Below are 22,829 nucleotides of genomic sequence, written 5' to 3'. Positions count from 1 at the left end.
TGCGGCCGCGCGCGCCGCGGCCGGTCAGCCGGCGCGCTCGACCGGATGCGGTTCGCGCAGCCGGTTCGCGATCCGCACCGCCTCGTAGTAGCCGGCCGCCGGCGGGCGCTTGAGGTAGCGGCCCGCACCGCGCACCGCGCGCAATTCGCCGTCCGCCCAGGCAAGCGCGCCGCGCGTAAGCGTGTGCGTCGCGACGCCCTGCACCGTCATCCCCTCGAACACGTTGAAGTCGACCTTCTGGTGGTGGGTGTTCACCGAGATCGTCTTCGTCGCGGCCGGGTCCCAGACGACGAGGTCGGCATCGGCGCCCACCTGCACCGCGCCCTTGCGCGGATAGAGGTTGAAGATCTGCGCGGCGTTCGTCGACGTGATCCGCACGAACTCGTTCGGCGTGATGCGCCCGTGATTGACGCCGTGGTGCCACAGCACCGACATGCGGTCCTCGACGCCGCCGCAGCCGTTCGGGATCTTCGTGAAATCGTCGCGGCCCATCGCCTTCTGCGAGGCGCAGAACACGCAGTGGTCGGTCGCCGTCGTATGCAGCTGCCCGGCCTGCAGGCCGCGCCACAGCGCCTCGCGATGCTCGGCCGAGCGGAACGGCGGGCTCATCACGTGCGCGGCCGCGCGCGTCCAGTCCGGATCGCGATAGACGGCCTCGTCGATCACGAGATGGCCGGGCAGCACCTCGCCGAACACGCGCAGGCCTTCGCTGCGCGCGCGCGTGATCGCGTCGACCGCGTCCTTCGCCGACACGTGGACGATATAAACCGGCACGCCGAGCACCTGCGCGATCCGGATCGCGCGATTGGCGGCCTCGCCCTCGACCTCGGGCGGCCGCGACAGCGGATGCGCTTCGGGCCCCGTCATCCCGCGCGCGAGCAGCGCCTGCTGCAGCCGGAACACGAGCTCGCCGTTTTCCGCATGCACGGTCGGCAGCGCGCCGAGTTCGAGCGAACGCGAGAAGCTGTTCACGAGAATCTCGTCGTCGGCCATGATCGCGTTCTTGTACGCCATGAAGTGCTTGAAGCTCGATACGCCGTGGTCGCGCACCAGCGTCCCCATGTCGCGATGCACCGACTCGTCCCACCACGTCACCGCGACATGGAAGCCGTAGTCGGCGGCCGCCTTCTCGGCCCAGCCCCGCCATTCGCGGAACGCATCCATCAGCGGCTGCTTCGGGCTCGGGATCACGAAGTCGATGATGCTCGTCGTGCCGCCCGACAGACCGGCGGCCGTGCCCGTATAGAAATCGTCGCTCGCCGTCGTGCCCATGAACGGCAGTTCCATGTGCGTATGCGGATCGATGCCGCCGGGCATCACGTACTGGTCGTGCGCGTCGACGATCGTCGCGCCGGCCGGCGCCTCGATGCGTTCCGCGATCTGCAGGATCGTGCCGCCGTCCTGGGGATCGGCGCACAGCACGTCCGCGCGATAGGAGCGGTCCGCATCGACCACGGTGCCGCCGCGAATCAGGATTGCCATCTGCTTGCCTCCTCGTTGACTGTCAGGTGCCGCATGCGGCGCGCTTCGCCCGTCATGCGCTCGCGATCTGCGCGCGCTGTCCGGCGCGCCACTTCATCCAGGTGCCGTACACGCACGACGCCAGCACGAGGCCGACGAACCACGCGTACGTGTAAAGCGTGTTGAAGAACGCCGGCACGTTCGGGAACGACGCCGGAAATGCCGTATGCAGGAAGCCGGGCAGGTTCGGCAGCACGCCGATCGCGAGGGCGGCCAATGCGGCCGGGTTCCAGCCGCGCGCATAGCTGAAGCCGCCGCGCTCGTCGAACAGCGCGCGCGTATCGAGCCGCGTGCCGCGTATCAGGAAGTAGTCGACCATCAGGATGCCCGCGACCGGCCCCAGCAGCGCCGAATAGCCGACCAGCCAGGTGAAGATGTAGCCGTCCGTCGTCGCGAGGATCTTCCACGGCATCATCACGATCGCGATCGTCGCGGTGATCATCCCGCCCGCGCGATACGAGATGCCCTTCGGCCAGAGACTCGAGAAGTCGTACGCGGGCCCGACGAGATTCGCCGCGAGGTTGCAGCACATCGTGTCGAGCGTGAGGATCACGAGCGCGATCCCGACGCCGATGCCGGTCATCCGGCTCGTCAGGTCGATCGGATCCCAGATCGCGTTGCCGTAGATCACGACGGTCGCCGACGTGACGACCACCGACACGACCGACAGCAGCGCCATCGGCAGCGGCAGCCCGATCGACTGTCCGATCACCTGGTCGCGCTGCGAATGCGCGAAACGCGTGAAGTCCGGGATGTTCAGCGCGAGCGTCGCCCAGAAGCCGACCATCGCGGTCAGGCCCGGCCAGAAGGTCGCCCAGAACAGCCCCGCCTTCTTGCCGCCCGCCGCGAACTGCGACGGCGCGGACAGCATCGAGCCGAACCCGCCTGCCTTCGAGGTCGCCCACCAGACCAGCGCCACGCACATCACGACCTTGATCGGCGCGGACCAGCTTTCGAGCCAGCGGATCGAATCGGTGCCGTGCAGGATGAAGTACAGCTGCAGCGCCCAGAACACGAGAAAGCACGCGAGCTGCCCGAACGAGATGCCGACCAGCGGCAGCGCCGCGCCGTGCAGCGCGTTGCCGGTCAGGATGTTCAGCAGCGTGTAGATCGCGCTGCCGCCGAGCCAGGTCTGGATTCCGTACCAGCCGCACGCGACGATCGCGCGCAGCAGCGCCGGCAGCTTCGCGCCCTGCGTGCCGAACGATGCACGCACCAATACCGCATACGGAATCCCGTGCTTCGCGCCCGCGTGGCCGATCAGCAGCATCGGCACCAGCACGATCAGGTTGCCGAGCAGCACGGTGAGCACCGCCTGCCACGGCGACATGCCCTCCTCGATCAGCCCGGCCGCGAGCATGTACGACGCAATGTTCATCACCATCCCGACCCACAGCGCCGCGAAGTGATACCACTTCCACGTGCGCTGCGCCGCCGTCGTCGGCGCCAGGTCGTCGTTGTACAGGCTGCCGCCCTGCGCCGCTGCGCTGTCGGGCGCGGCGCCATTCGCTGTCGCATTCATCGAGGGCACTCCACGGAAACGTCCGCGCCGGCATCGTGCGATGCCGGCCGACGAGATCGAAAACGGCGCGCGCTGGCGCGCGCCGGACGCCGGTCAGGCTGCCTTCACGTGCGGCTCGGGTCGGGCGGCATCCGCGGATGCAGCGCCCGCGTCGACGCGCGCCGGATTGTTCGGATGCGTGGTCCAGTTCGCGTAGCCGCCCGAGTCGACGCGCTCCATCGTGATGCATTGCTCGACCGGACAGACATGCATGCACAAATTGCACCCGACGCACTCCGCGTCCACCACCTCGAAGTGCCGCACGCCGTCCTTCTCGCGCGTGATGGCCTGATGCGACGTGTCCTCGCAGGCGATATGGCACAGCCCGCACTGGATGCAGCGGTCCTGGTCGATGCGCGCCTTGATGTCGTACTGGAGGTTCAGGTACTTCCAGTCCGTGACGTTCGGCACCGCACGGCCGCGCACGTCGTCGAGCGTCGCGTAGCCCTTGTCGTCCATCCAGTTCGACAGCCCGTCCACCATGTCCGACACGATGCGGAAGCCGTAATGCATCGCCGCGGTGCATACCTGCACACTGCCGGCGCCGAGCACGATGAACTCGGCCGCGTCGCGCCAGTTCGAGATGCCGCCGATGCCGGAGATCGGCAGGTTCGGCGTTTCCGGATCGCGCGCGATCTCCGCGACCATGTTCAGCGCGATCGGCTTGACCGCCGGCCCGCAATAGCCGCCGTGCGTGCCCTTGCCGTCGACCGTCGGCATCGGCGCCATGTGATCGAGATCGACCGCGACGATCGAATTGATCGTGTTGATCAGCGACACGCCGTCCGCGCCGCCCTTGTAGGCGGCGCGCGAACCCATGCGGATGTCGCTGATGTTCGGCGTCAGCTTCACGAGGCACGGCAGCTTCGTGCCTTCCTTGACCCAGCGCGTGACCATCTCGACGTACTCGGGCACCTGTCCGACGGCCGCGCCCATGCCGCGCTCGCTCATGCCGTGCGGGCAGCCGAAGTTCAGTTCGACCGCATCGGCGCCGGTGTCCTCGACGAGCGGCAGGATCCATTTCCAGTCGCGCTCGTTGCACGGCACCATCAGCGACACGATCAGCGCGCGGTCGGGCCAGTCGCGCTTCACCTGTGCGATCTCGCGCAGGTTCACGTCGAGCGGGCGATCGGTGATCAGCTCGATGTTGTTCAGCCCCGCGATGCGCTGGCCGTTCCACTGTACGGCGCCATAGCGCGAGCTGACGTTGACGACGTGCGGGTCGAGCCCGAGCGTCTTCCAGACGACGCCGCCCCAGCCCGCCTCGAACGCGCGGTTGACGTTGTAGGCTTTGTCGGTCGGCGGCGCGGAGGCCAGCCAGAAGGGATTCGGCGAAGTGATGCCCGCGATGCTGCAGCGAAGGTCGGCCATGTTCGGCTCCGTGAGAATGGGGTCGTTCAAGTCGGTACGTGCATGTGCGATGTCGCGCTCAGGCCGCCTTCGCGTCGCGCTGCGCGAGCGCCGCGTCGATCGACGCGGCCGCGCGCTTGCCGTCCTGCACGGCCTGCACCGTGAGGTCGACGCCGCCGCTCGCCGCGCAGTCGCCGCCGGCCCATACGTCGGGCAGCGCAGTGCGCCCGTCGGCATCGACCGCGATGCGTGCGCCGTCGGCCGTCAGCAGCGCGGCGGCGACACCGTCCGGCACGAGCGTCTGGCCGATCGCCTTCAGCACCATGTCCGCGTCGATGGTGAAACGCTCGCCCGACGCGCGCTCGAACTCGACGCCCGTCACCTGCGTGCCGTCGCCGCTCAGTCGCACCGGCTTCGCGTGCGTGACGAGCGTGACGCCCTGCTTCTGCGCGAACTCGCGCTCGGCCCAGGTCGCGCTCATCGTCTCCACGCCGCGGCGGTACACCATCGTCACGCGCTCGGCGCCGAGCTTGCGGCTCTGCACGGCCGCATCGACGGCCGTATTGCCGCCGCCGATCACGACCACGCGCCGCCCGACCGGCACGTTCTCCAGCGCATCCGCCTGCCGCACCTGCTCGATGAAGTCGACCGCGTTCATCACGCCGTCGAGCTGCTCGCCGTCGATCGACAACGCGCGCACGCCGCCGAGGCCGATCGCCAGGAACACCGCATCGTGCTGCTCGCGCAGCGCGTCGAGCGTCACGTCCCGGCCAAGCGCAACGTCCGTCTTCAGCGCGATGCCGCCGACCGACAGCAGCCACTCGACTTCGCGCTGCGCGAAATCGTCGACGGTCTTGTAGGCGGCAATCCCGTATTCATTGAGGCCGCCCGCCTTCGCGCGCGCATCGAACACGGTCACGCGATGGCCGGCAAGCGCCAGCCGGTGCGCGCAGGCGAGGCCGGCCGGCCCCGCGCCGACCACGGCGACGTGACGGCCGGTGTCCGGCGCACGCTGGAAACGCACCGCTCCGGTCGCCATCGCCCAGTCGGTCGCATGCCGCTGCAGCGCGCCGATCGCGACGGGCTGCGCATCCTGGTGATTGCGCACGCACGCGCCTTCGCACAGGATCTCGGTCGGGCACACGCGCGCGCACATTCCGCCGAGCGGGTTCGCGGACAGGATGTCGGTCGCCGCGCCCTTCAGGTTGCCGTTGCCAATCTTGCGGATGAAGCCGGGAATGTCGATCTGCGTCGGGCAGGCGTGCACACACGGTGCGTCATAGCAGTAATGACAGCGGCTCGCCGCCGCCGCTGCCGCGGTCGGGTCGAGCAGCGGCGCGATGTCGGCGAATTCGCACGAGAGTTGCGTGGACGACTGGCGGTGCGCGGCGATATCGCCGGTTGGCTGGGTGGTCATACGCGTTCCTTCGACTGGGTGGAGACAAAAGCCGTCCCTGCCGGCTGCGTCGAGGACGCAGCCGGTGGCGGTCGTTATCGGAATGCCGGGGCAGGCGGGAAGCGACCCGCGTGCCGCGTTATCGGCGAAGCGTCATGAAGCCGGCTCGCATGCGCGCGACAGCATTGCGTGCAGCAGCACGTTCGCGCCGGCCTCGATCCACTCGGGCGTCGCGTCCTCGATCTCGTTGTGGCTGATGCCGTCGACGCACGGCACGAACACCATCGACGTCGGCGCGACCTGCGCCAGATAGCACGCGTCGTGCCCCGCGCCCGACACGATGTCGCGATGCGAATAGCCGAAGCGCTCGGCCGCCGCGCGCACGGCCTGCACGCAGGCCGGGTCGAACGCGACCGGCTTGTAGTAGAAAATCTGCTCGAGCTCGGTCTCGAGCCCGATGCCGGCTGCGATCTGCGCCACGCCGTCGCGCAGCGCGGCATCCATCTTCGCGAGCACGGCGTCGTCCGGGTGCCGGAAGTCGACGGTGAAGAACACGCGCCCCGGAATCACGTTGCGCGAGTTCGGATGGACCTGCATCATGCCGACCGTCGCACAGCCGAACGGCGCGTGATCGAGGCCGATCCGGTTGACGAGGTCGACCACGCGCGACGCGCCGAGCAGCGCATCGCGGCGGCGCGGCATCGGCGTGGGGCCCGCATGCGCCTCCTGGCCGGTGAACGTGATCTCGTACCAGCGCTGCCCCTGCGCGTCGGTCACGACGCCGATCGTCTTCCGTTCCGCTTCGAGAATCGGCCCCTGCTCGATATGCAGCTCGAACGCCGCATGCAGCGGCCGGCCGCCGCACGGCACGTCGCCCGCGTAGCCGATGCGCGCGAGTTCCTCGCCGATCGTCTTGCCGTCGACGTCCTTGCGCGACAGCCCGTACTCGAGCGAGAACACGCCCGCGAACACGCCCGACGCGACCATCGCGGGCGCGAAGCGCGAGCCTTCCTCGTTGGTCCAGATCACGACCTCGACCGGATGCTCGGTCTCGATGCCGTGATCGTTGAGGCTGCGGATCACCTCGAGGCCGCCGAGCACGCCGTAGATGCCATCGAAGCGGCCGCCGGTCGGCTGCGAATCCGCGTGCGAGCCGGTGACGACCGGCGCCGCATCGGCGACGCGACCGGCGCGGCGCATGAACACGTTGCCCATCGTATCGACCGTCACCGTGCAGCCGGCGTCCTTCGCCCAGCCGACGATCAGGTCGCGCCCGGCCTTGTCGAGATCGGTCAGCGCGAGGCGGCACACGCCGCCTTTCGGCGTCGCGCCGATCTTCGCGACTTCCATCAGGCTGTTCCACAAACGCTTGCCGTCGACCTTGATCGACGGGTCGATCGCTGCCCGCTTCAATGCTTCCGATACCGCATTCATTCGCGTCGCTCCTGTGGGTCCGTCATGTTGTCAGCCGGTCCGTGCCGGTGCATCGGCGTGTTCTTTCGGCGCATGCACGCACGTGCGCGGTGCATCGCCGGATCGTTCGTCCGACGAATCGATGCGCCGGCTCCGGCCGTCGTTCTCGACACGTCGAATCCTGTCCGATTGGACAGGTTTTAGACGATCAAATTTGCCAAATCAATGACTTTCTTTCGTGAATCGAAAGAGCGAGAAACGTGCCATCGCATCGCAGCATCCGGCCGACGCGTTGCAGGAAGAGAGGTGCGCGCCGCGTGCGCGAGCGACTAGAATGAAGCCCAACGCGGCATGCGCGCCGCGCGAGGGCAACGATGAGACATGACGAGGCGACAGCCGAAGCGACCGAAGACGATGCAGCACCCGCGCCTTTGCGGCGACGCAAGGCGCACATCCGCGAGACCAACGAAGCGCATCTGCTGGCCTGTGCGGAGGCCGTATTCGCGGAGCGCGGGCTCGACGGCGCGAGCACCGCGATGATCGCGGAGCGCGCGGGCCTGCCGAAGGCGAACCTGCACTACTACTTCCCGACCAAGCTCGCGCTGTACCGACGCGTGCTCGAGGACCTGTTCGAGGACTGGCATCGGGCGGCCGGCCAGTTCGAGGCCGGCGACGATCCGGTGGAAGCGATCGGCGGCTACGTGCGCGCGAAAATGGCGCTGTCGCGACGACGGCCGCTCGGCTCGAAGGTCTGGGCCAACGAGATCATCCATGGCGCGGAGCACATGCACGACATCCTGTCGGAGCGCGTGAAGCCGTGGTTCGACACGCGCGTGAAGGTGATCGACGACTGGATCGCGCGCGGGCTGCTCGCGCCGATCGACGCGCACGCGCTGATGTACCTGATCTGGGCCACTACGCAGCATTATGCGGATTTCGACGCGCAGATCCGCGCGCTGAGCGGCAAGCGCGCCCTCACGCAGAAGGCGTTCGACGAGAAGACCGATCAGGTCGTGCAGCTCGTGATTCGTGCGTGTGGGGCGGTGTCGCCGGGGGCGAAGCGCGAACGGTAATGCGGCGGCACGTCGCGCGCGGCCGCGGCGCTTACACGGCAACCTTGCGCTTCGGCACCCCGGTGCGCTGCTGCGTTTCCCACTTGTCGACGAAGCCGACCGCGGCATCGGACGGCGCGAGCGTCCTGCGGCCGAGCACGAGATCTGCCGCCCGCTCGGCGAGCATGATGGTCGGTGCATTCAGGTTCCCGTTCGGCTCGGTCGGAAACACCGACGAGTCGATCACGCGCAGCCCCTGCACGCCACGCACGCGCAGTTCGGAATCCACCACCGCCATGTCGTCCTCGCCCATCCGGCACGAGCCGCACGGGTGCATCGTGCTTTCCATGTTCGCGCGCACGAACGCGTCGATTTCGTCGTCGGTCTTCACGTCCGGCCCGGGCGCCAGCTCGACGCCGCGGAAGCGGTCCATCGCCGGCTGCGCGACGATCTCGCGCGTCAGGCGCACGCAGCGACGGAAGCCCTCACGGTCCTCCTCGCGATCCAGATAGTTGAAGCGGATCTCGGGATGCTCGTACGGATCGGCGGAGCGCACACGGACATGTCCGCGGCTCTTCGGCTTGTTCGGGCCGGTCAGCACCATGAAGCCGTGTCCCTTGTACGGCTTGTCGCCGTCGTAGCGCATCGCCGCCGGCAGGAAGTGAAACTGGATATCCGGCCAGCGCAGCCCGGCTTCCGAGCGGATGAAGCCGCCCGCTTCGAAGTGGTTGCTCGCGCCGAGCCCGTCCTTGAACAGCAGCCAGCGCAGGCCGATCATCGCCTTGCCGAGCAGGTTCATCTTGCCGTTGAGCGATACCGGCTCCTTGCACGCGTACTGAATGTAGATTTCCGAGTGGTCCTGCAGATTCTCGCCGACGCCCGGCAGGTCGTGCACGACCGCGATCCCGGCCTCGCGCAATACCTCGGCCGGCCCGATGCCCGAGCGCTGCAGCAGGTGCGGCGAGCCGATCGGCCCCGACGACACCAGCACCTCGCGCGAGCAGCGCACCGTATGCCGGACGCCGCCCTGCTCATAGATCACGCCGACCGCACGCTTGCCTTCCATCACGATCTGGCGCGTCATCGCGTGCGTGACGACGGTCAGGTTCGGACGCTGCATCGCCGGACGCAGGTATGCGTTGGCCGTCGACCACCGCACGCCGTTCCTGACGGTCATGTGCATCGCGCCGAACCCCTCCTGCATGAAGCCGTTGCAATCGTCGGTCTTGATGTAGCCGGCCTCGGCGCCCGCCTCCACCCAGGCGCCGTACAACGGGTTCTGCATGTTGTTGCCGTTGTTGGTGCTGAGCGGGCCGTCCGCGCCGCGATACGCGTCGCCGCCCAACTTGTAGCTCTCCGCCTTGCGGAAATACGGCAGGCAGTGGCGGTATCCCCAATCGCGCGCGCCGAGCGATTCCCATTCGTCGAAATCGCACGCATGGCCGCGGATATAGACCAGCCCGTTGATCGACGACGAGCCGCCGAGCACCTTGCCGCGCGGGCAATGCAGGCGTCGCCCGTCGAGATTCGGCTCCGGTGCGGTCTCGTAGTGCCAGTTGAACTTCTTCGTGTTCATCGGCATCGAGAACGCGCTCGGCATCTGGATGATCACGCTGCGGTCGCTTCCGCCGTATTCCAGCACCAGCACGCTGACGTTCGAGTCCTCCGTCAGGCGGTTGGCCAGCACGCAGCCGGCAGATCCGGCGCCCACGATGATATAGTCGTAATGTTTAGTCATCTTGATTATTCAGCTCGATGAATGAACCACATGCGCCGCGTCAGCTGCGCTTTTTCTCGCCGGTCGTGTATTCCGGCATGTTCGCTTCGATATGGGCGATTTCGGCCTCCTCGCGCCGCAGGTCGAGCGAACGGCACAGCCCGTAGTACGCGAGTGCCGAAACGATCAGCCCGACCAGCCACGCGAGATCGACGCTGCCCATCGCCTTCGCGAGCGGACCGACATATACCTCTCGATCGCCGTCGAAGATGCAGAAAAACGGGATCATCGACGCGAATCCGATCAGGTAGGACAACAGGCCGCGGCCGCCCCAGCTTCCGTACAGGCTATCGTGCGGGCGGAAGAAATGCGGCACCGCGTAGCGGCCCTTGCGCACGAAGAAGTAGTCGGTCAGGTTGACTGCCGTCCACGGCACGAGGAAATACAGCATCACGACCAGATAGATGTTCAGTACCGACAGGCCGGATCCCGACTCGTAGAGGCGCAGCGCGACGCCGAACTGCAGCAGCACGACGAACAGGATTGCGAGGATGCGCGCCTTCGCGGTCGGCTCGATCTTGCGGAACGAATCGACGCTGGTGATGGCCGTGAGCTTCGCGCTGTAGATGTTCATCGCGATCACCGGAAGAAACGCGAAGATCGTGACGGCCACCACGACGGTGCCCAGCGGCGGCGCGATCCCGGCGCCGACCGTGTGAAGCGCGACGAGCACGTCGGTCGCGTGCAGGTGCGCGCCGAGCCATCCCCCCACCGCGATCATCCATGCGCCGGACAGCGATGCGCCGACGAACACCGCGGCAATCAACCTGCCGCTCGGCGTATTCTTCGGCAGATAGCGCGAGTAGTCGGACACGTACGGCGCATACGCGATGTTGTAGCTGGCCGCCGCCGCGAACTGCGCGATGAAGCCGGTCCAGTTGAAGCCCAGCGGCGCGGCCGTGCTGCCCGCCACCGCCGGTGCGTCATGAATCCACCCGGCCAGCACGGCCAGCGTCACGAGGCCGTAGAGCGGCAGCGACAGATACAGCGACCATTTGAACGTCCGGTGCATCCAGTCGTGACCGAGGATCGCCAGGATCGTGGCCGGCACCGTCACGAGCAACGCTACCTGCATCGGGTCCCAGTGGAACAGTGTCTTCAGGCCCTGCATCATCAGCACGAGGTTGACGATATTGAAGCCCGCGAACACGAACAGCGTTGCCAGCAATACGAGCACCACGCCGCGATAGCCGAACTGCGCACGCGACTGGATCATCTGCGGCAGCCCGAGGTGCGGCCCCTGCGAGCCGTGAAAGGCCATGAACAGCGTGCCGAACATGATGCCGACCGTGCCAGCGACGGTCGTCCAGAATGCGTCGAGTCCGACGCTCGGCCCGACGAAGCCGATGGTCATCGTGAAGAACGTGAAGTTCCCGACGAACCAGAACGGTCCCTGGCTGGACAGCTTGTCGGTCCGCTCGCTTTCCGGGACGAAGTCGATCGAATGCGCTTCGATCGCACCCTGGTCGCCGCGCGGTACCTTCAATACGTTTGTTTCTGCTTGCATGTCGTACCCCATGATCGCAAAGGGCAAAGCAGGGCTAATTCGTCAGACCTGTTCGAGCGAACGGGTCGACGTCTTCGGGTCGGGACGCGGTCGCATCGGGCCGGCTGCACGCTTTTACCATGCATGCCGGCCCGAGGCGACACGTCACGCGCAGTTCAGGGCAGCGTAATGCAGACCGCCTTGGTCTCCATCAGGTAGTCGAGCTGTTCGGGCCCGAGGTCCTTGCCGAATCCGGACGTCTTGAATCCGCCGAACGGCAGCGCCGGGTCAATCGTGCTGTGCGCGTTCACATAGACCGTGCCGGCCTGCAGTTGCGGAATCAGCCCGTGCACCCGGCCCAGGTCGTTCGAGTAGATTGCCGCGGCCAGACCGAACGCCGAATCGTTCGCGAGCGCCACGGCTTCGTCGAGCGTATCGAACGGCGCAGTCACGAGCACCGGACCGAAAATCTCCTCGCGGACGATGCGCATGTCGTTGCGGCAGTTCGCGAAGATCGTCGGTTCGACGAAGTGGCCGGGGCCCGCATGCGCGCGCCCACCGTAATGGACGTCGGCGCCCTCGCGACGGCCGGCTTCGATGTACGACAGCACCGTATCCTTCTGCCGGGCCGACACGAGCGGGCTGATGAAGCAGTCGCGATCGAGGCCGGGTGCGATCTTCAGCGTCGACGTGTAGTCGGCCAGCGCCGCGAGGAAGCGGTCGTAGACGTCGTGGTGGACATACGCACGCGTGCCCGCGTCGCACACCTGCCCGGAGTTGAAGAACACGCCGTTGGCCACTGCCTGCGCGGCCGCGCCGATATCGGCATCGTCGAGCACGAGCACCGGCGACTTCCCGCCGAGCTCCAACGTCACGCGCTTGATGTGCTGCACCGCGTTCTGCCCGACCGTGCGTCCGACCGGCGTGGAACCGGTGAAGGTCAGCTTGTCGATACCCGGGTGGTTCGCCATCGCGGCGCCGATCACGCTGCCGCGGCCCGTCACGATATTGACCACGCCGTCCGGAATGCCGGCTTCCTGAACCAGTTCGGCGAAGCGCAGCGTCGACAGCGACGTGAGCTCGGCCGGCTTAACGACGGTCGTGCAGCCGACCGCCAGCGCGGCCGCCAGCTTCCACGCCATCGTCTGCAGCGGATAGTTCCACGGCACGATTGCGCCGACGACGCCGATCGGCTCCTTGCGCGTATACGCGAAGTAATTGCCGGGCAGCGACGGCTCGACCGTGCGACCGTGCAGCTTCGACGCCCAGCCGGCGAAATAGCGGAACGTGTCGACCGTGCCCTGGATGTCGATCGCGCGCGCCTGTGCAACGGACTTGCCCATGTCGATCGATTCGATTTCGGCCAGTTCGTCCGCATGCGCTTCGATCAGGTCGGCCAGCCGGTGCAGCAGGCGCTCACGCTCGAGCGGCTTCAGGCGGCGCCATTCGCCATGATCGAACTGGTGGCGCGCGGCGGCGACCGCGCGATCGAGATCGGCGATCGTCGCGAACGGAATCTGCGTGATGACGCCTTCGGTCGACGGTTCGGTGACAACGCCGAACTGGCCGTCGCTGCCATCCACCCACGCGCCGCCGATGAACATTTTCATCGGCGCGGCCAGAAAACTGCGAGTCGCCTGCGAAACGCGATGACGATCGAGATATTGCGCTACAACGGCATCCATGTTGATTTTCCTTGATGGCGTGCCCGGCACTTCGCGGCAAGGTTCGCCGGGCTGTGCGGTGATGACTTCGGAGGTGCTGCTGGACCTCGGCCCCGGTTCCGGATACGGACGGACGCTCAGCGTCCCTTCGCCAGGCTGCGTGCGCGGAAAATGAAGCCGATGCTGTTCATCAGCAACTGCGCAGCGAGGATCGACGTCGTGCCGGTCGGGTCGTAGGCCGGCGCCACCTCCACCAGGTCCATGCCGATGATGTTGCCGCGGCTGCGCTTCGCGAGCGCCTGGATGATCTCGAGTACTTCGTAGTACTGGAAGCCGCCATGGCTCGGCGTACCCGTTCCCGGCGCGATCGACGGGTCGAAGCCGTCGATGTCGATCGTGATGTAGTACGCGCCGCGCTGTGGAATCTGTTCGAGCACCCCTTCGGTGCCGAGGCGCCGGACATCGCGTACCGACAGGATGTTGGAGCCCGCGGCGCGCGCCGCGTCGTAGTCGCTGCGGTTCGACGACGACACGTTGCGGATGCCGAGTTGCGTCATCCCCGCGATATGGTCCATTTCCGACGCGCGGCGCAGCGGATTGCCGTGGCCGTACCGCACGCCGTGGCGTTCGTCGACGAAATCGAGGTGCGCATCGAAATGCACGATATGGATCGGCCCGCGCCCTTCGAACGCCTTGATTACCGGCGCGTGCACCGAGTGATCGCCGCCGAGCACGACAGGCATCGCGCCGGCGGCGAGAATCTTGCGCACGGCCAGTTCGATGTTCGCATTGCTGGTGGCCATGTCGGTATGCACGATGTCCGCATCGCCGACATCGACCATCCGGACCTGGTCTTCGGTCAGGTACAGCGCGTCGTCCTCGTGGTCGTACGCGCCCGCATGCCCGAACGAGAACAGCGTCGACGCCTCGCGAATGCCGCGCGGGCCGAAACGCGCACCGGAACGCCACTGGGTGCCCATGTCGTTCGGTGCGCCGAGGATCGCGACGTCCGCGTCGATATGCTCCCAGTCGAGACACACCGGCGCCTTCGCAAAGGTGCAGTGACCGACGAACGGCAGGTTCAACCTGCCTTTCTCATAGCTGTTGCTCTGCATTGTCTCCGTCTCCATTCGTATGGATCTGTTGTCATCCGCACGGTGGCCCGTGCGCTTGCCTTTGCAGCCACTATGGGCAAGAATTTGCACCGGAAAAATAGCAAGCATCAGATGTTCATATCGGACTTTCCGATGCAATACGCCGCGTGGAGCGAGACATGAAGCAACTGCAGGACGTCGACCTGAAACTGCTCAGGATTTTCATGACCATCGTGAAATGCGGCGGCTTCTCCGCCGCTCAGGCGGCGCTGAACGTGAGCCAGTCGACCATCAGCGAACAGATGACGAGCCTCGAGACGCGCCTGGGCGTCAAGCTGTGCGAACGTGGGCGCAGCGGCTTTCGTCTGACGGAACACGGCGTCGCAACGTATGAATCGGCGCAGCGCCTGTCGCTCGCGGTCGAGGCGTTCTGCATGGACACCCATGCGCTCAAGCAGCGCATCTCGGGCAAGCTCCATCTCGGCATCATCGACAACACGGTCACCGACACCGACAGCGTGCTGCCGCGCGCGCTGCGCCGGTTCGTATCGCGCGGCCACGACGTGCAGCTCGACATCTACATCGGCACGCCCGCCGAGCTCGAGGCGCGCGTGCTCGACGGGCGGCTGCACATCGCGATCGGCCACTTTCCGCTGACCGTCGCCGGCCTGTGCTACACGCCGCTGTACGACGAGCCTGACGGGCTCTACTGCAGCCGCTATCACCCGCTGTTCTCGAACGACGCCAGCGGCGATGCGCTGATCGAGCGAATCCGGCAGAGCCAGGTCGTCGCCCGCGCATTCCTGCAACAGCGCGACCTGCAGTTGCTCGAGAGCGGCAATGCCGCCGCGACGGTGGACAACGTCGAAGCGCAGGCGATCCTGATTCTGACCGGCGCCTATATCGGCTTTCTGCCCAGGCACTACGCGAAGCAATGGGTCGACGCCGGCCAGATGCGTCAGCTCGCGGCGGAACGGCTGACCTCGACCTGGCCGTTCTCGTCGATCACACGGCGCGGCGCCGCGCAGCCGACCGTGCTGCGCGCGTTCGTCGACGATCTGATGGCGCATGTGGATCGCCGCGCCGCGTCCGCGGACAGATAGTCGATATCGGATATTCGCTTCGGGCTCCGCCGAAGTATCGGCTCGCCGTGATCGCGGCACAGCCTTGTCGCGCCACGCATTTCATCGGCGTGGCGGCACGTCGTCGGGCGCCGCCCGCGTGCCCGGGGTGCAAACCCGGTGTTGACAGCACCGGACGCGGGCGACTAGATTGTCGCCAGCTATCGGGATGTGTCAGGAGAGACCGCCGTCCGGCGGCGCCGAAGGGGAATCGCCCCAGAAACTCTCAGGCAAAAGGACTGACGCATCGACTAGCGCTCTGGAGAGTAGGCCTCTGGTCGCCGACCATGCCTCGCCGAAGGAAAAGCGACCCGCCGGGTCGCGAATCTCTCAGGCAAACGGACAGAGGGGGCATCAGGCACGCAGCCTGGAATGCCCCGGTCTGGTCCGGATGCCGCCGCTCGCCCATCCTCCCGCCGTCGCCCTTCCGGCTTGCGTTGCCGTTCCACTTAACGCAACCCTGTCAGGAAGAGAGCACATGAGCGAGGTCAGGTACACCGAATCCCACGAATGGCTGCGTCTGGAAGCCGACGGCAGCGCAACGGTCGGCATCACCGATCATGCGCAGTCGCAACTGGGCGATCTGGTCTACGTCGCGCTGCCGAACGAAGGCGACGCATTTGCACAGCATGACGAAGCCGCCACCGTCGAATCGGTCAAGGCCGCCGGCGAAGTCAGGATGCCCGTGTCCGGCACCGTGCTGGCGGCGAATGCCGTGCTCGGCGACACCCCGAGCCTCGTCAACGAAGCGGCGGAAAGCGACGGCTGGTTCTTCCGGATGCGCATCGATCGTCCGGAACAACTGGCCGGCCTGATGGACGCAGCCGCGTATCGCACGTACATCGGCGAATGACGGAGACAGCCATGAGCGCTTTCGATTCTCTCGCGCAGCGCGAGTTGTTCGTGCGCCGCCATATCGGCCCCGACGCGGGCGAACAGGCTGCGATGCTCGCCGAGCTCGGCGTGGACGGCATCGACGACCTGATGCAGCAGGTGGTGCCGGAGGCAATCCGCAGCCGTGCCCCGCTCGCGCTGCCGCCCGGCTGCACCGAAGCCGACGCACTGGACAGGCTCGGCGCGCTGGCCGGCCGCAACCAGGTGTTCCGGTCCTTCATCGGGATGGGCTACCACGACACACATACCCCACCGGTCATCCAGCGCAACGTGCTGGAAAATCCGGCGTGGTACACCGCGTATACGCCGTACCAGCCGGAAATCTCGCAAGGCCGCCTGGAAGCGCTGCTCAACTTCCAGACGATGATCGCCGACCTGACCGGCCTCGACATCGCCAACGGGTCAATGCTCGACGAAGGCACGGCCGCTGCCGAAGCAATGACGTTCTGCCAGCGCGTCGCAAAGTCTGACAGCCGCGTGTTCTTCGTCGCGCGCGACTGCCACCCGCAGACGATCGAGATCGTCCGCACACGCGCGGAACCGGTCGGTATCGAGGTTGTCGTCGGCGATCCGCGCCGCGACCTGGCCGGTCCCGGCTGTTTCGCCGCGCTGCTGCAATATCCGGGCACCTTCGGCGACATCCACGACTACCGCAGCGTGGTCGAGACACTCCATGCGCACGGCGCGCTGGCCGTGGTCGCCGCCGATTTGCTCGCGCTGACGCTGCTCGCGCCGCCGGGCGAATTCGGCGCCGACGTGGCGGTCGGCACCACGCAGCGTTTCGGCGTACCGCTCGGGTTTGGTGGCCCGCACGCCGGCTATTTCGCGACGCGCGACGCGTTCAGGCGCACGATGCCGGGACGGCTGGTCGGCATGTCGGTCGACGCGCACGGCCGCCCGGCATTGCGCCTCGCGATGCAGACGCGCGAGCAGCATATCCGGCGCGAAAAGGCCACCAGCAACATCTGCACCGCGCAGGTGCTGCTCGCCAATATCGCCGGCTTCTACGCGGCCTACCATGGCCCACGCGGACTTGCCACGATCGCACGGCGCGTCCATCGCCTGACCGCGACGCTGGCCGCGGGGTTGCGTCAGCTCGGCCATGCGGTGCCGACCGAGTACTGCTTCGATACCATCACGGTGAATACCGGCAGCCACACCGAAGCCGTGCATGCGGCTGCACGCGCGCGCCGCGCGAACCTGCGCGCGATCGACGACCGGCGCGTCGGCATCGCGCTCGACGAGACGACCACGCCCGACGATGTGACGATGCTCTGGTCGATCTTCACCGACGGCCGGCCGGTGCCGGACTTTGCAACCGTCGAAGCGGCCGCCGTCGATGCGCTGCCCGCGCCGCTGCTGCGCCGCAGTGCCTTTCTCACGCATCCGGCATTCAACAGCCATCATTCGGAAACGCAGATGCTGCGCTACCTGCGCCGGCTCGCCGACCGCGATCTCGCACTCGACCGCACGATGATTCCGCTCGGCAGTTGCACGATGAAACTGAACGCGACCGTCGAAATGATGCCGATCACATGGCCGGCGTTCGCGAAGCTGCACCCGTTCGCCCCGGCCGAACAGACCGGCGGATATCGCGCGCTCGCGCAGGAGCTCGAAGCGATGCTGGGTGCGATCACCGGATACGACGCGGTGTCGCTGCAGCCGAATGCAGGCTCGCAGGGCGAATACGCGGGCCTGCTGGCGATCCGCGCGTATCACGCGAGTCGCGGCGAAGCGCAGCGCGACGTGTGCCTGATTCCATCGTCGGCACACGGCACCAACCCGGCTTCGGCGCAGATGGTCGGCATGCAGATCGTGGTCGTCAAATGCGACGATGCCGGCAACGTCGACATCGACGACCTCTCCGCGAAGGCCGTCCAGTACAGCGGCAGGCTGGCCGCGATCATGATCACCTACCCGTCGACCCACGGCGTGTTCGAGGCGCGCGTGCGCGACGCGTGCGACATCGTCCACGCGCACGGCGGGCAGGTCTATATTGACGGCGCGAACATGAATGCGCTGGTCGGCCTCGCGCAACCCGGCGCGTTCGGCGGCGACGTATCGCACCTGAACCTGCACAAGACCTTCTGCATCCCGCACGGCGGCGGCGGGCCCGGCGTCGGCCCGATCGGCGTGAAGTCCCATCTCGCGCCGTTCCTGCCCGGTCACCGGGAAGGCCGGGTGCCCGGCATCGGCGCGGTGTCCGCGGCCCCGCTCGGCAGCGCGAGCATCCTGCCGATCACATGGACCTACATCACGCTGATGGGCGCCGCCGGGCTCAAGCGGGCCACCGAAACGGCGATTCTCAACGCCAACTATGTCGCCCGCCGCCTCGCGCCGCACTATCCGATTCTGTATACGGGACCGAACGGCCGCGTCGCGCACGAATGCATCATCGACCTGCGGCCGCTGAAGGACCGCAGCGGCATCGGCGTCGACGACGTCGCGAAGCGTCTGATCGACTTCGGATTCCATGCGCCGACGATGAGTTTCCCGGTCGCCGGCACGTTGATGATCGAGCCGACCGAATCGGAATCGAAGGCCGAACTGGACCGCTTCATCGACGCGATGATCGCGATCCGTGCCGAAATCGCGGCCGTGGAAGCGGGCACGCTGGACGCCGACGACAATCCGCTGAAGCATGCACCGCATACGGCAGCCGAACTCGTCGGCGAATGGCGGCACGCGTATTCGCGCGAGCAGGCCGTCTATCCGCATGGCGCCGCGGCGATGGCGGCCGGCAAGTACTGGCCGCCGGTCTCGCGCGTCGACAACGTGTACGGCGACCGCAACCTAGTGTGCTCGTGCCCGCCGCTCGACGCGTATCGGTCATAGGACGGGCCGCATCGGCCGCACGCACACTCAACCCTACAGCAGCGAACGAGACGCGCATGCCGCACGGCCCGACCGGGCAGTGCGCCACCGCGCGGACCCGACACCAGGAGAAAGAAGAATGTTCGGTAAAGACATGCAGATCGAAGGCTACGACGATGAACTGTGGGCTGCGATGGAGCGCGAGCGCATTCGCCAGGAAGACCATATCGAGCTCATCGCGTCGGAAAACTACACGAGCCCGCGCGTGATGCAGGCACAGGGCTCGGTGCTGACCAACAAGTATGCGGAAGGTTATCCGGGCAAGCGGTATTACGGCGGCTGTGAATTCGTGGACGTCGCGGAGCAACTGGCGATCGACCGCGCGAAGACGCTGTTCGGCGCGGACTACGCGAACGTGCAGCCGCATTCCGGCAGCCAGGCCAACGCGGCAGTCTATATGGCACTGCTCGAGCCGCACGACACGATCCTCGGCATGAGCCTCGCGCACGGCGGCCACCTGACGCACGGCGCGCATGTGAATTTCTCGGGCAAGCTGTACCGCGCCGTGCAATACGGCCTGAACGTCGAAACCGGCGAGATCGACTACGACCAGGTCGAGGCGCTGGCCCGGGAGCACAAGCCGAAACTGATCACGGCCGGCTTCTCCGCATATTCGCGCGTGGTGGACTGGGCCCGCTTCCGCCGGATCGCCGACGCGGTGGGCGCATACCTGTTCGTCGACATGGCGCACGTGGCGGGCCTCGTCGCGGCCGGGCTGTATCCGAATCCACTGCCTCACGCCGACGTGGTGACCACGACAACGCACAAGACGCTGCGCGGCCCGCGCGGCGGCCTGATCCTCGCGCGCACCACCCCCGATATCGAGAAGAAGCTCAACGCGATCGTTTTCCCCGGCATCCAGGGCGGCCCGCTGATGCATGTGATCGCCGCGAAGGCCGTCGCGTTCCGGGAAGCGCTATCGCCCGAATTCAGGGTCTATCAGCAGCAGGTCGTGACCAATGCACGGGCGATGGCCGCGGTGTTCGTCGAGCGCGGCTACGACATCATCTCCGGCGGCACGGACAACCACTTGTTCCTCGTCAGCCTGATCCGTCAGGGGCTGACCGGCAAGGCTGCCGATGCGGCACTCGGCAGCGCGCACATCACCGTGAACAAGAATGCGGTACCGAACGATCCGCAAAGCCCGTTCGTCACCAGCGGGATCCGTATCGGCACGCCGGCGATCACGAGTCGCGGCTTCAAGGAAACCGAGGTGCGTACGGTGGCCGGCTGGATCTGCGACATTCTCGCCGACATCGAGAATCCAGCCGTCGTCGAGCGCGTCAGGCGGCACGTTGCGGAACTGTGCGGCGCGCTCCCCGTATACGGCAAATAACGCGATCATCACGCCACCACTCGCGGGGCGACGTCGACGCCTTCGCGAGCGGCCCCATCGTCCATTGCCGATGCAACACCGGCGTGAAAATATTCGATCTCCTCATTACCTTGAATCACGATGAGCAACCCGCTTTCCCGCACCGCACTCCACGGCCTGCATCTCGAACTCGGCGCGAAGATGGTGCCGTTCGCCGGTTACGAGATGCCCGTGCAGTATCCGCTCGGCATCCTGAAAGAGCATCTCCACACGCGCAGCCGCGCGGGCCTGTTCGACGTCTCGCACATGGGCCAGGCGATGCTGACGGGAACGGATGCCGCCGCCGCGCTCGAGACGCTGGTGCCGATCGACATGATCGATCTTCCGGTCGGCATGCAGCGTTACGCGCTGTTCACGAACGAACAGGGCGGCATCCTCGACGACCTGATGATCACCCGCATCGACGACAACGTGTTCTGCGTGGTCGTCAACGCTGCGTGCAAGGCCCGCGACATCGCGCATCTGAAGGACAGCATCGGCCATCGCTGCGAGGTCGTCGAACTGACCGACCGCGCGCTGCTGGCGCTGCAAGGCCCGGCTGCCGCGTCGATATTGGGCCGCCTCGCACCGTCGCTGGCCGAACTGACCTTCATGCAGAGCACCCGCATCGAGCTGGCCGGCGCGGCATGCTATGTCAGCCGCTCCGGCTACACGGGCGAGGACGGCTACGAGATATCCGTGCCGGCCGACCGCGCGTACGCGCTGGCCCGCACGCTGCTCGACGATCCGGCGGTCCAGCCGATCGGGCTCGGCGCACGCGACTCGCTGCGCCTTGAAGCTGGCCTGTGCCTGTACGGTCACGATATCGATACCGATACCACGCCGATCGAGGGCGGACTGCTGTGGGCCATCTCGAAGGTACGCCGCCCCGACGGCGCACGCGCCGGCGGGTATCCGGGCGCCGCCGTCGTCGCGCGGCAACTCGCCGAAGGCATACAGAGAAAGCGCGTCGGCTTCGTCGTGAAAGACCGGGTGCCGGTGCGCGAGGGCACCGACATCACGGGGCCCGACGGCCGTTCGATCGGCAAGGTGACGAGCGGCGGGTTCGGTCCAACGTACGGCAGCCCGGTGGCGATCGGCTATGTCGCCATCGAATGCGCGACACCGGGCACGACGCTGCATGCGATCGTCCGCGGCAAGCCGGTCGCGATTGAGGTGGCGAAGGCACCGTTCGTCCCGCAGCGATACCATCGAGGCTGAACCATGGCGCATACGGAAAGCCGCCCCGCGTCGATCGTCGCGGGAACCAAATTGTCCGCCGCCGAGAAGATGGCGCGCATCCCCGTGAAGATCGTCGCGACCGAGCCGGCCGCAATGCTGCGCAAGCCGGCATGGATCCGCGCGACGTTCCCCGGTTCGCGCGAGGTGATCGCGCTCAAGAATGTGCTGCGCGAGCAGAAGCTGCACACGGTCTGCGAGGAAGCGAGTTGTCCGAACCTCGGCGAATGCTTCAGCCACGGAACGGCCACCTTCATGATCATGGGCGATATCTGCACGCGGCGCTGCCCGTTCTGCGACGTCGGGCATGGCCGGCCGCTGCCGCTCGATCCGGACGAGCCGGCGCGGCTCGCCGAAACGATCGCGGCAATGCAGCTCAAGTACGTCGTGATCACGTCGGTCGATCGCGACGACCTGCGCGACGGCGGCGCCGCACACTTCGCAGCGTGCATCCGCGACGCGCGCCAGGCCAATCCGGCGCTCAGGATCGAAGCGCTGACGCCGGATTTCCGCGGGCGGCTCGACGTCGCGCTGCACCTGCTTGCAGCGTCGCCACCCGACGTGTTCAACCACAATCTGGAAACCGTGCCGCGTCTGTATCGCGAAACGCGGCCGGGCGCCGACTACCAGCATTCGCTCGACGTGCTGCAGGCATTCCGGTCAGCGGTGCCGAACGTGCCGACCAAGTCGGGCCTGATGCTGGGGCTCGGCGAGCAGATCGACGAGGTCGAACAGGTGATGCGCGACTTGCGCGCGCATGGCGTGGGCATGCTGACGCTCGGCCAGTACCTGCAGCCGACGCGCCATCATCTGCCGGTCAAGCGCTTCGTCACGCCAACGGAATTTGCGCAGTTGCGGCAGCGCGCGCTCGCACTCGGCTTCAGCCAGGTCGCGTCAGGGCCGATGGTACGCTCGTCCTATCACGCCGACCTGCAGGCCCGCGGCGAAATCGTCGCGTAACAAAGGCAATCGGCACGCGACCGCAGGGTGCGCGTGCCGACGATGAAACAGCCGGTACGGCGCGGCGTGCCGT

16 protein-coding genes and 1 riboswitch are annotated in these 22,829 nt (G+C 66.9%); of the genes, 7 read left to right on the top strand and 9 right to left on the bottom strand.

The features are described from left to right. Positions 1–24: 24 nt before the first annotated feature. The 5 genes from hydA to WS57_RS14340 all read right to left on the bottom strand — a co-directional run bounded on the left by hydA (position 25) and on the right by WS57_RS14340 (position 7,262). Positions 25–1,482, bottom strand: coding sequence for a dihydropyrimidinase (gene hydA / locus WS57_RS14360; RefSeq protein ID WP_059518100.1), 1,458 nt, complete (start codon positions 1,480–1,482; stop codon positions 25–27). A 52-nt stretch (positions 1,483–1,534) separates the two neighbouring features. After that, the gene (locus tag WS57_RS14355) at positions 1,535–3,043 is read right to left on the bottom strand and encodes an NCS1 family nucleobase:cation symporter-1 (protein WP_009690535.1); all 1,509 of its coding nucleotides are present in this window, start codon (positions 3,041–3,043) and stop codon (positions 1,535–1,537) included. A gap of 93 nt (positions 3,044–3,136) precedes the next feature. After that, the gene (gene preA, locus WS57_RS14350; RefSeq protein WP_009690534.1) at positions 3,137–4,453 is read right to left on the bottom strand and encodes an NAD-dependent dihydropyrimidine dehydrogenase subunit PreA; all 1,317 of its coding nucleotides are present in this window, start codon (positions 4,451–4,453) and stop codon (positions 3,137–3,139) included. A gap of 58 nt (positions 4,454–4,511) precedes the next feature. Continuing rightward, entirely contained in the window at positions 4,512–5,849 is a 1,338-nt protein-coding gene (locus WS57_RS14345) for an NAD(P)-dependent oxidoreductase (RefSeq protein ID WP_059518098.1), read from the bottom strand. A 132-nt stretch (positions 5,850–5,981) separates the two neighbouring features. Then, positions 5,982–7,262, bottom strand: a complete 1,281-nt coding sequence (locus WS57_RS14340; RefSeq protein ID WP_060298789.1) for a Zn-dependent hydrolase — start codon at positions 7,260–7,262, stop codon at positions 5,982–5,984. A 353-nt stretch (positions 7,263–7,615) separates the two neighbouring features. On the opposite strand from WS57_RS14340, the gene WS57_RS14335 reads away from it, so the two are divergent. After that, positions 7,616–8,314 (top strand): TetR/AcrR family transcriptional regulator, encoded by a 699-nt coding sequence (locus WS57_RS14335; protein ID WP_069244442.1) that lies wholly within the window; start codon positions 7,616–7,618, stop codon positions 8,312–8,314. 31 nt (positions 8,315–8,345) lie between these two features. Here the strand turns inward: WS57_RS14335 and betA are convergent, their stop codons facing one another. From betA to speB, 4 genes are all read right to left on the bottom strand, one after another. Beyond that, positions 8,346–10,031 carry a choline dehydrogenase gene (gene betA / locus WS57_RS14330; protein WP_069244441.1) on the bottom strand — a complete coding sequence of 562 codons (1,686 nt, stop codon included), beginning with the start codon at positions 10,029–10,031 and terminating at the stop codon, positions 8,346–8,348. 40 nt (positions 10,032–10,071) lie between these two features. Then, positions 10,072–11,577, bottom strand: coding sequence for a purine-cytosine permease family protein (locus WS57_RS14325; protein ID WP_052102178.1), 1,506 nt, complete (start codon positions 11,575–11,577; stop codon positions 10,072–10,074). Between the two features lie 155 nt (positions 11,578–11,732). Beyond that, positions 11,733–13,241: an aldehyde dehydrogenase family protein gene (locus tag WS57_RS14320; RefSeq protein ID WP_009690525.1), complete on the bottom strand. Its 1,509-nt coding sequence runs from the start codon at positions 13,239–13,241 to the stop codon at positions 11,733–11,735. A 116-nt stretch (positions 13,242–13,357) separates the two neighbouring features. Beyond that, positions 13,358–14,335 (bottom strand): agmatinase, encoded by a 978-nt coding sequence (gene speB / locus WS57_RS14315; protein WP_009690524.1) that lies wholly within the window; start codon positions 14,333–14,335, stop codon positions 13,358–13,360. A 158-nt stretch (positions 14,336–14,493) separates the two neighbouring features. Between speB and WS57_RS14310 the strand changes: the two genes are divergently transcribed. The 6 genes from WS57_RS14310 (at position 14,494) to lipA (ending at position 22,756) form a co-directional block, all read left to right on the top strand. Further along, positions 14,494–15,417, top strand: coding sequence for a LysR family transcriptional regulator (locus tag WS57_RS14310; RefSeq protein WP_009690523.1), 924 nt, complete (start codon positions 14,494–14,496; stop codon positions 15,415–15,417). 183 nt (positions 15,418–15,600) lie between these two features. Beyond that, a riboswitch (glycine riboswitch) is annotated at positions 15,601–15,687 on the top strand. 226 nt (positions 15,688–15,913) lie between these two features. Next, entirely contained in the window at positions 15,914–16,288 is a 375-nt protein-coding gene (gene gcvH / locus WS57_RS14305; protein ID WP_059604622.1) for a glycine cleavage system protein GcvH, read from the top strand. Continuing rightward, entirely contained in the window at positions 16,285–19,164 is a 2,880-nt protein-coding gene (gene gcvP / locus WS57_RS14300; protein ID WP_196787386.1) for an aminomethyl-transferring glycine dehydrogenase, read from the top strand. Before gcvH ends, gcvP begins: the two co-directional genes overlap by 4 nt. A 118-nt stretch (positions 19,165–19,282) precedes the next feature. Further along, a complete protein-coding gene (gene glyA / locus WS57_RS14295) occupies positions 19,283–20,539 on the top strand; it encodes a serine hydroxymethyltransferase (protein ID WP_069244440.1) in 1,257 nt (418 codons plus the stop codon). Positions 20,540–20,659: 120 nt separating this feature from the next. Beyond that, positions 20,660–21,778, top strand: a complete 1,119-nt coding sequence (gene gcvT, locus WS57_RS14290) for a glycine cleavage system aminomethyltransferase GcvT (RefSeq protein WP_069244439.1) — start codon at positions 20,660–20,662, stop codon at positions 21,776–21,778. Between the two features lie 3 nt (positions 21,779–21,781). Further along, a complete protein-coding gene (lipA, locus tag WS57_RS14285) occupies positions 21,782–22,756 on the top strand; it encodes a lipoyl synthase (protein WP_009690517.1) in 975 nt (324 codons plus the stop codon). Positions 22,757–22,829: the final 73 nt, after the last annotated feature.

It is taken from the genome of Burkholderia pseudomultivorans, from assembly GCF_001718415.1.
GTDB lineage: Bacteria > Pseudomonadota > Gammaproteobacteria > Burkholderiales > Burkholderiaceae > Burkholderia > Burkholderia pseudomultivorans_A.
Note: the sequence above shows the minus strand (reverse complement) of the source record. Positions and strands in the feature narration are given on the sequence as shown.